This is a genomic window from Gilliamella sp. Occ4-3 (assembly GCF_001690675.1).
GTDB classification, from domain to species: Bacteria; Pseudomonadota; Gammaproteobacteria; order Enterobacterales; family Orbaceae; genus Gilliamella; species Gilliamella bombi.
The window spans coordinates 1-10,203 of sequence record NZ_LZHR01000119.1 but is presented as its reverse complement, the minus strand read 5'-3'; the positions used below and the strand labels follow the sequence as shown (position 1 = coordinate 10,203).

9 protein-coding genes are annotated in these 10,203 nt (G+C 33.7%); 7 read left to right on the top strand and 2 right to left on the bottom strand.

Going from position 1 to position 10,203, the window contains the following annotated elements; translation table 11 throughout:
• Positions 1-184: 184 nt before the first annotated feature.
• Positions 185-340 (bottom strand): integrase core domain-containing protein, encoded by a 156-nt coding sequence (locus A9G44_RS14160; protein WP_141672694.1) that lies wholly within the window; start codon positions 338-340, stop codon positions 185-187.
• Positions 330-692 (bottom strand): DDE-type integrase/transposase/recombinase, encoded by a 363-nt coding sequence (locus A9G44_RS13735; protein WP_202983945.1) that lies wholly within the window; start codon positions 690-692, stop codon positions 330-332. The genes A9G44_RS14160 and A9G44_RS13735 overlap by 11 nt, the downstream gene beginning before the upstream one ends.
• Before the next feature lie 851 nt (positions 693-1,543).
• Here A9G44_RS13735 and A9G44_RS12630 point away from each other — a divergent pair.
• The 7 genes from A9G44_RS12630 to A9G44_RS12600 form a co-directional block, all read left to right on the top strand.
• Positions 1,544-2,872: a hypothetical protein gene (locus A9G44_RS12630; RefSeq protein WP_065611466.1), complete on the top strand. Its 1,329-nt coding sequence runs from the start codon at positions 1,544-1,546 to the stop codon at positions 2,870-2,872.
• A gap of 695 nt (positions 2,873-3,567) precedes the next feature.
• Positions 3,568-4,089 (top strand): DUF2867 domain-containing protein, encoded by a 522-nt coding sequence (locus A9G44_RS12625; protein WP_065611464.1) that lies wholly within the window; start codon positions 3,568-3,570, stop codon positions 4,087-4,089.
• Between the two features lie 268 nt (positions 4,090-4,357).
• Positions 4,358-5,431, top strand: coding sequence for an HlyD family secretion protein (locus A9G44_RS12620; RefSeq protein WP_065611462.1), 1,074 nt, complete (start codon positions 4,358-4,360; stop codon positions 5,429-5,431).
• Positions 5,432-5,444: 13 nt separating this feature from the next.
• The gene (gene rbbA / locus A9G44_RS12615) at positions 5,445-8,243 is read left to right on the top strand and encodes a ribosome-associated ATPase/putative transporter RbbA (RefSeq protein WP_065611460.1); all 2,799 of its coding nucleotides are present in this window, start codon (positions 5,445-5,447) and stop codon (positions 8,241-8,243) included.
• A 5-nt stretch (positions 8,244-8,248) separates the two neighbouring features.
• The gene (locus A9G44_RS12610) at positions 8,249-9,379 is read left to right on the top strand and encodes an ABC transporter permease (protein ID WP_065611458.1); all 1,131 of its coding nucleotides are present in this window, start codon (positions 8,249-8,251) and stop codon (positions 9,377-9,379) included.
• A 229-nt stretch (positions 9,380-9,608) separates the two neighbouring features.
• A complete protein-coding gene (locus A9G44_RS12605; RefSeq protein WP_034909955.1) occupies positions 9,609-9,866 on the top strand; it encodes a transposase in 258 nt (85 codons plus the stop codon).
• Positions 9,866-10,203, top strand: a 338-nt coding sequence (locus A9G44_RS12600) for an IS3 family transposase (RefSeq protein ID WP_143426419.1), incomplete at its 3' end; no start/stop codon positions are given. The genes A9G44_RS12605 and A9G44_RS12600, both read left to right, overlap by 1 nt.

The following is a 10,203-nucleotide window of genomic DNA, read 5'->3' as shown; positions in this document are numbered from 1 at the left end:
GATCCCCTCACAACCCACCATTCTTCTTATTTAAACTCTTATCTAATTCCAAAAAATATTATAAGATAAATAGCTAAGCTAAAAGTTATTTGCATCAAGTTGCACTGAATTGTGTATATGTTTTGTATACAAACTTTCTTGACTAAGTTGGCTAGTAATAAACTGTAGGAAAACGCCGAGTTGTTTACACTTCATGGTTAAAATAATCCTTTAAAAACTCATAAGGCGTTTTTCCTGAAATCGCTTTATGTGGTTTAACGGTATTATAAAAATTAATAAAGCGTTTCAGTTTTTGTTTTCTATCTATTGAATCGCTAAATATATGCTGATTATGCCACATCGCAATTCAAAGTTCGTATCACTCTTTCGGCTTTCCCATTCGTTTGTGGGCAGGCGGGTTTGGTGAATTTTTGATTAATACGGTGGTTGTTACACGTTTTAACAAATAAGTGTTCGCTGGTGCCTTGATATTCACGTCCATTATCGGAATAAACACATTCAATAGTATAAGGACATTGGGTTAACACATCGTTTTGTAAAAATTGTGCCGCGCTAAATTGGGATTTATCAGGGTAAATACCCGCATAAAGCTCACGTGAAAAATCATCAATACCGACAAATAAATATTCTCTAGTTTGTTGTTTCGTTTCATTTTTAAGTAAAGGTAAACGTTTGGTATCAACGTGTAGCATTTCTCCCGGATAGGTTTTGTTGTAGTGTTTAACTTGTCATCTTAATTTATCTTCAATCGATTTTTCGACTTTAACCAGACGTTTAATTCCATAACGAATGGTTTTATAACGTTCATTCTTACATTCCTTACTGGTTAAAAACACAAACAGCTTCAATCGTGCTTTTTAGTACGTTATAAATGACTTAACGAATGGCAATAAAACGTTTAGCTAAATCAGTGACCGTTATTTTTTCTTTTGCTATATCTCTTGTCTATGATAAGGCGTTAATTTTGTTTTTTTATGTATATTTATTACAGTATTTTTTTAATCACTGTAAACAATGTGAGTAAATTTTATATATTTCTAATTAATCACTTTTCTTAATAATTAAATTAATGTTATATTTACAAGAAATCTAATCATTTCATTTACTTTAAAAAGTTATGTTGTTTAGTTTATAGTTATTTTAATTTTTTTGTGAAAAGGTAATATTAGTATTTTATGTTTTTAAAAGCGCAATATTTACTCGTATTTTCACAAAACGTAATTAGTTAATAAAAGAACTTTAATAAATTTTATTATATAAAATCATAGGGTTAAGTGATGAAAAATTGCAATATGGACGAAGAAATGATATAATTAATAGTAAGGTACACAGGTCACCCTCTGAACAACTTAAAAAGTTATTTTTATACATACTGTTAATTTTCACGTATTCAAGTCCTTATAGTTACAAGTTGTACTTAATTAAAACTTCATTTTTACTACTTCGGATAAAACCGAAGTTTCTGACTAAAATAGCAAAGATTTGTAAACTAACTCCACGGTTAACGCAACCAAATATAAAAAATTATGCTTTTGGAATGACTTTGGTATTGTTATGTTTAACTATATCGAGTAATGCAATTGCACTATCAGCAATAACAGTAAAGACAATTCAAGGTAGTGCGCCTTATTTATCGTTTGATGGAAAGGGGACTAAAGCAAATTCAACAGAACATTTGTTGAGTATTACATTGTCTGATGGTAGACAATATAGCATCCGTAATAATCCGTCATCGGAAATTAACCCAATTGAGTTGCCTGCTGTAGATCAAAAACTGAAAGATATTAAGAAATTCATTCCCGAAGGGAAATCAGTAGTTACTTTAACAGATGTAGTATCAACTAACAAATTTTGGAAAGATGATGATGGCGATAGTTCGATCTCTGTAACAGGTAATCTTACAATGACCGTGCAAAATGTTGATGGAAAAATAGTTAATGAGAATACAGAATTAAATGCTTGTTATTCGCCTTATAAAATCACTTTAACGAGTGATAGTGGTATTTTATCTACCCAATACGGAAAGCCAAGATCAACTGAGTTTAAAGGTGGAAGCGTTAGTTATTATCTAACACCTAAAGTTGCAGTTCCTTATGCATGCTTTGCTCAACCAACGTTAAGGTATAATGGAAATGTACTTGTTAGTTATCGTGGTCCAGTTGAACAGTGGGATGATGATAAAGGCTTTAAACCACAAGATATAAATTCCCCCGCATCAAATTTCCCAACTATAGGGGCTAAGGGGATGTACTTTGATTTAACGGTGGCAGGAGCATCGGCAAAAGAGTTAACTTACAGCAAATGGCCAACAGATTCAAATATAGATTTAAGTATAAAACAAGGAAGCCGTTACAATATTGCTAGAATAGAATTAACCGGACCTAGTGATTCAAATAAAGGTCAAACCTTATCAGTTGTTCCAACTTACTTTAATATTTATTCAGATAAAGCAAAGACAAATGTTATATACCGTTTTATGATAAGTAAATGGTTTGTTGCAAAGCCGACTTATAGCGGAGGTTTAGAGGCAGCCAAAGCGTACTGTAGTAGTTTAGGAAATGGTTATAGGCTTCCCCATATTGTTGAAATGACAAATGCAAATAATGATATTGTTGCTTGGGCAGGAGGATTATCTGGTCAACCTAATAATTTCCAACGTCGGATCGGGGGAGGATTCTTTGCAGAGTGGGGGTATACGGATAATGAATACTACGTGAATAGTGATTTTATACGGGATGATATCAATTTTGATTACTGGACTGCTGACCCTTTTTATGGTGGAGTACAAAATTATACTGTTTTTTCAAAGCAAGGTAATATTGGGCACTATTATTTTGTGCATAATGAAACTAGAGTTGTGTGCGTACGTTAATTATTAAGAAATGGAATTAAAAATTTTAGTTCCATCACAATTAGGTTTATGAGATAAAAACAAAAAACATCTAGTGTACTAGTTTAAGAATAAAAATGGTTATTGTAAGATAAAGTTATGGATTAAAAGACATTTAAGTTTGTAAGGTGATGATAAATTATTTGGTTACGTGTTGGTAAAATTATAGGATTGTGATTAGTTGTATCGAAGTTAAAGTCAATCGAATAATAAGACACGAATGAATTGTTACTGAAAGTATATATTCAAACAAAATTTCTACGCAGATCATGATGGAGATTAGACCTAGCTTTCTTATAACCATTTTTTAAGTAAATAAGATAGCAATTGTAGCTATTTTATAAAATAGTACAGCAAAAAATTAGAAAATTTTCTATGATAAAAGTAAAAAAAAGAAAATGACAGGCACTAAATCATATTGATCTTAAAAGAAGTTGAAGACGGTATTCTGGTTAAAGAGTTTTGTTGCAAATAAAGTATGGGAAATTCTATTTTTTATAAATAGTGAGAGAAATCTAACGATATAGAAAGCTTATATATCAAATGTTTAAAAGAATTAGAAGCGGGAAATCACAAGATTAAGTAGAAGTTTGCCGATTTGCAAGGATCAAATAACATGATGTGTTCTTATATTTTTTGATAATTGACTTATATAATTTAAGGAGGGAGAATATGATATGAAAAACAGACAAAATCATATTATGAAAGTACGGCAAACATTACCTGATAATGTAAGCTTTATTGCAGAAGAAATCGATTATTTAGATTGTCAAAAAAAAGATATTTCTAAAAAATTGACAGCATATGAAGCTTATAAAATGATGACATCTTATCAACCTAGATGGCTAAAAATACTATTTAAAATAAGGGATTGTTTAGTGAAATTAATCGGTGTCAAAGCGATTAATGGGTTTGATAGTTCTGCGGAAAATAAGCATCAACCAGACGAAAGCAATATGGCCGATTTTTTTACCATAACAGAGGAAACCAACGATAAACTGACATTAGTTGTAAAAGATTGCCATTTAGATGTATGTGTTTGTATTCGTGTTGTAGATAAAGGTACTGACATAAGTAAAAATACAGTATATTTAATTGCATCAGTTAAAAATCACAATATCTGGGGGAAATTATATATGTTACCCGTTGCTATTTTACATCCTTATATTGTTAATAAATTATTTGAAAATATAAAATAATAAGTCTTTTATTATAAATAACTTATCAAGTTGCAATGAGCATATCAGCTTTATTGCATAATATAATGATGTTATTAATTTCAAATCTATAAATAAAATATAAAACCATCTAGCTTATTTTTTTAGCTTTTATTGCGATTGTTTTATGAACAGATATTATTTGCCATAAACATTTGATACTATTTAAACGATGCAATTGATTAGGCCATAACGATTTGTTATCTCGTTAAAAATTATTATGAATCGTTTTAAAAAAATAAGGTGTTATATGAAAAATATAAGCAGGAAATGGATTGTTATTGCAGTTGTTATTATTTCTATTATTTTTATTTTATGGCAGCAATTAAAAACTGATGGGTATGGTTCAGATTTTATTAGTGGCAACGGACGTATTGAAGCGACTGAAATCAATATTTCAGCTAAATTAGCTGGTAGAATAGAAAAAATTAATGTTGATGAGGGCGATTTTGTTAAAGCCGGTCAAGCTTTAGTCGTCATGCAAACTGATACCTTACAAGCACAACTTAATGAAGCCCAAGCACAATACCGCCAAGCGGTTAGTAATGAAGCAAGTGCTAAAGCGCAAGTGGCATTAAAAATGAGTGATAAAGTTGCAGCGCAAGCAGGCGTAAGCCAAAAGGAAAGTGACTTAGATATCGCCTCAAAACATTTACAACGAACTACCGCACTATATCAAAAAGGTGCAATATCTATTCAACAATTTGATGACGATACTGCTAAAGTAAACAATGCTAAAGCAGCACTAGATTCAGCCAAATCACAAGTTACTGCCGCTGACGCAGCGATTGCAGTAGCCGAAGCGGGGGTTGATAGCGCCACATCGGCAATCAATGTTGCAAGTGCTAATATTAAAAGAATTCAAGCTGATATTGATGATAGTACTTTAAATGCCCCTGTTGACGGTCGTATTCAATACCGAATAGCACAATTAGGTGAAGTTTTACCTTCAGGCGGAAAAGTATTAAATTTAGTTAATTTGTATGATGTTTATCTTACATTCTTTTTACCTGAAACGGTCGCAGGTAAAGTGGGTATTGGTGATGAAGTGAGATTGATTTTAGATGCACTACCAGATAAAGCAATTTCTGCCAAAATATCGTTTGTATCAAGCGTTGCGCAGTTTACGCCTAAAACTGTTGAAACTAAAGATGAGCGTCAGAAATTGATGTTTAGAGTAAAAGCGCAATTAAGCCCTGAATTATTAAGATGTTTTATAAATCAAGTTAAAACAGGTTTACCAGGTGTAGCTTGGGTAAAACTTGATCCAAAAGCTTCGTGGCCGTCAGGCTTATCTGATATTGCAAAATGTCCAACAAAATAATTGGGGATAGCATATGTCAGAATCCGACAATAAAGATTTAGCTTTATCAACCGAAGCTAAATCGTTTGATGATGCAGTGGTAAAAATTAGTGATGTATCACTGCATTATAAAAAGAACCTTGCTCTTGATAATATCACTTTAGCTATACCGCCAAGATGTATGGTTGGATTGATAGGACCAGACGGTGTTGGAAAATCAAGTTTATTATCATTAATTGCTGGTTCGCATATTATTCAAGATGGGTTAGTATATGTATTTGACGGTGATATGAAAGATAAAACACACCGTAAAAATGTTTGCATACGTATTGCTTATATGCCGCAAGGGTTAGGCAAAAACCTTTATCCTACTTTATCCGTTGAAGAAAATTTACAATTTTTTGCTCGTCTGTTTGGTAATGATGCGGCCGAGCGTCGTCGCCGTATTGATGAATTAACGCGTAGTACTGGGTTATATCCATTTTTATCAAGACCGGCAGGGCGACTGTCCGGTGGTATGAAGCAAAAAGTTAGCTTATGTTCGGCTTTAATCCACGATCCTGATTTGTTAATTCTTGATGAACCTACAACTGGGGTGGATCCACTTTCCAGAGCCCAATTTTGGCAGTTAATTAACAAAATTCGTGAACAAAGACCCCAAATGAGTGTGATTGTTGCAACAGCCTACATGGACGAAGCTCAAAATTTTGATTGGTTGGTGGCAATGTATGGCGGTAAGATTCTTGAAACTGGCACACCAAAATCCTTACTAGTAAAGACAGGAAAAGATAATTTAGATGATGCATTCATTCAGCTAATGCCAGAAAGTGCTAGACAAGGTTATCAAACTGTCGAAATTCCACCTTTAGATCTTAATAAAGATTTGCAAACAGCCATAGAAGCAAAAGATTTAACTAAACAATTTGGTAATTTTATCGCAGTTGATCATGTTAATTTTTCAATTAAACAAGGTGAAATATTTGGCTTTTTAGGTTCAAATGGCTGTGGTAAATCAACCACCATGAAAATGTTAACGGGTTTATTACCGATTTCATCAGGAAAAGCATGGTTATTTGGTAAACCTATTGATGCTAGTGACATTAACGTTAGGCGTCATTTGGGGTATATGTCTCAGGCATTTTCTTTATATAGTGAATTAACGGTCAAACAAAATTTAGTTCTACATGCACGCCTGTTTGGTATTGAAGAAAGTAAAATACCTGCCCGCGTTGAAGAATTACTAAAACGTTTTGGTTTAGAACAAGATGCAGAAAATCTACCCGATAGCTTACCTTTAGGGGTAAAGCAACGGCTTTCATTGTCAGTTGCTGTTGTGCATAATCCACAAATTCTTATCCTTGATGAACCAACATCCGGCGTTGACCCCATTGCTCGAGATGATTTTTGGCGTTTAATTATCGAACTGTCTAGAAAAGATAAAGTAACAGTGTTTATAACAACTCATTTTATGAATGAGGCTGCAAGGTGTGATAGAATCTCATTAATGCATGCAGGCAAAGTATTAGCAAGCGATACTCCTGATCACATTATTAGCTCTAAACATGCTAAAACATTAGAGGAGGCCTTTATTAACTATCTTGTTGATGCAGGTGCTAATGATAGTAATGCAGAAGAACACTCTGTTGAACCACCAAAAGAAATACTCAATCAAGAAACAAAAACATTACCAAATCATCATGTTCAAGGGTTTAGTCTTAACCGTATGATAGGTTGCTTATGGCGTGAAACACTTGAGTTATCTAGAGATCCTTTACGAGCATTATTAGCGTTATTAGGTTCAGCAATTTTAATGTTAGTTATGGGATATGGTATTACGATGGATGTTGAAGATCTGAATTTTGCTGTACTTGACCGAGATCAAAGTGTAATTAGTCAAAATTATATTCTTAATTTATCGGGTTCTAAACGTTATTTTATTGAAAAAGCGCCAATTACAGATTATAACGATATGGATGCGCGGTTAAAAAGTAATGAAATCGCTTTAGCAATTGAAATCCCTCCCAATTTTGGTCGAGATATACAACGAGGTGCTCCTGTTGATATTGCTATTTGGATTGATGGGGCAATGCCGCTACGAGCTGAAACAATTAAAGGTTACGTTCAAGGAATGCATCTTGCTTGGCTAAGTGAAAAAGTAAAAGAAGTAACAGGAAAATCCTCAACTAGTTTGGCAAATATAGAAACAAGATACCGTTATAATCCTGATATTAAAAGCTTACCTTCCATGGTACCGGCTGTAATACCAATTTTATTATTGATGATTCCATCTATGCTGGCGGCTTTATCGGTTGTGCGTGAAAAAGAGATGGGTTCAATTATCAATTTATATGTAACTCCAGTAACTAAAGCTGAATTTTTGCTAGGTAAACAAGTGCCTTATATCATTATTTCCATGTTTAGCTTTTTATTATTGTTATTGATGGCAATTACCATTTTTGCTGTTCCCGTAAAAGGAAGTCTATTTACTTTATGCCTTGCTGCCTTTGCTTACTGTATTATTTCAACGGGTTTTGGTTTGTTAGCTTCAACTGTTACTCGTAGTCAAATTGCTGTTATCTTTTTAACTTGTGTAGGTACAATGCTACCAGCAATTCAATTCTCGGGATTACTCAATCCTGTCGCATCTTTAGAAGGTGGTGGTCGTTATATTGGTGAAGTTTATCCAACAACACATATGCTAATTATTGCTCGCGGTGTGTTTAATAAAGCACTTGGTTTTATGGATCTGCACAATTCAATATTTGCTTTATTGGTCACAATCCCCATTGTTCTTGGGGCAAGTATTTTTCTTCTTAAAAAACAAGAAGGATAGATATTATGCAAAGTTTAATTAATATTTATCGCTTAGGGATTAAAGAGTTATGGGGTCTATTGCGTGATCCTATCATGTTGTTGTTAATTGGCTATTGCTTTACCTTTGATATTTACATTGCCGCAACAGCTACTTCTGATTCGTTGCACCATGCTTCGATTGCAGTTGTTGATGAAGATGACTCACCGTTATCACGGCAAATTATTGCAGCATTTTATCCGCCAATGTTTAATGATCCCGTTAAATTATACTCAATGAACGATGTTGATCATGGTATGGATACGGATAATTATACGTTTGCTTTAAATATTCCGCCTAATTTTCAACGTGATGTGCTAAATAGTCAAAGTCCAGAACTTCAACTTAATATTGATGCAACACGAATGGGGCAAGCATTTGTTGGGAATGGTTATATAACACAGATTGTTACTGGAGAAGTGACTGAATATGTTAATCGTTACAGTAAGGCAACTAATTTGCCAGTTAATATACAAGTGCATACTGCATTTAATCCTAATTTAACGCGATCTTGGTTTGGTTCAGTCATGGAAATTATCAATATTGTGACAACATTATCTATTATTTTAACTGGGGCAGCCTTAATGAAAGAGCGGGAACATGGTACGATTGACCATCTTCTTGCTATGCCTGTTACCCCTTTTGAAATTATGCTCTCCAAAGTATGGTCAATGGGACTTGTGGTATTAATATCAACATGGGTGGCATTGTTGTTAGTTGTTCATAGTTGGCTAAAAGTACCAATTGCAGGTTCGGTAAGCTTATTTTTGATTGGAGCTGCATTGCATCTTTTTGTTACAACGTCACTTGGAATATTTATGGCAACAGTAGCAAAATCCACTGCGCAATTCGCAATGTTACTAATTTTAGTTTTATTACCACTACAAATGCTATCTGGGGGTAGTACTCCGCGTGAAAGTATGCCTGAAATTGTGCAAAACATTATGATGTTTGCTCCAACCACGCATTTTGTTGAATTAGGGCAGGCAATACTGTATCGAGGTGCTGGTTTAAGCGTGGTTTGGACTTCATTTGCGTGGTTATTGGTAATTGGTACTGTATTCTTTTTAATTGCTTTAAGACGTTTTCGTAGTTCAATTGTAAATATGGGCTCATAATGTCCTATATTTTATTGCAAAATTAGTTGTAAGGATTACTCGTATTGTTTACAAAAATTTGAGAAACGACATAATATGGATACTAAGAATTGAATAGTTACGTAATATGCTGTTAAACATCAGATAACAGAATTATAAATATGAATAAATTTATCTGTAACTATCCCCTAAAATAGTACAGCAAAAAAGTAGAAAATTATCTATGATAAAAGTAAAAGGGGATTTAATTATGAAAAAAATGACTGAACATCAAATCGTCGCTATTTTAAAAGAAGCTGAAGCAGGTATTCCTGTCAAGGAACTCTGCCGTAAATATGGCATGGGTAATTCAACTTTTTATAAATGGCGGGAAAAATACGGCGGAATGGAAACTTCGGATATCAAACGCTTAAAAGAGCTGGAGGCTGAAAACCGCAAACTTAAGCAGATGTTTGCCGAGCTTAGCTTAAAATCACAGCTTCAGGAAGAAATCATAAAAAAGCTTTAGTGCCCACAAAGGCACGTAAAACGTGGGCACAGCAACTACAACAAAATCATTCAGTTACTATTGCTATGAGTTGTGCCATTGTTGGCTTAAGCCGTTGTGCTTACTATTATCAACCTAAGTTACAGGATGATTCGGTGATTGTTTCGGTATTGAATGCTATCACAGACCGGCATTTACGCTGGGGCTTTCCTAAATGCTTTAATCGTATCAGAAAGCTCGGCTATCAATGGAACCATAAGCGTGTTTATCGGGTGTATTGTGAATTAAAGCTTAATCTCAGAGTAAAACGAAAAAAACGCATTCCTCCACGATGCCCGGAAAAGCTATTGGTGCCTAA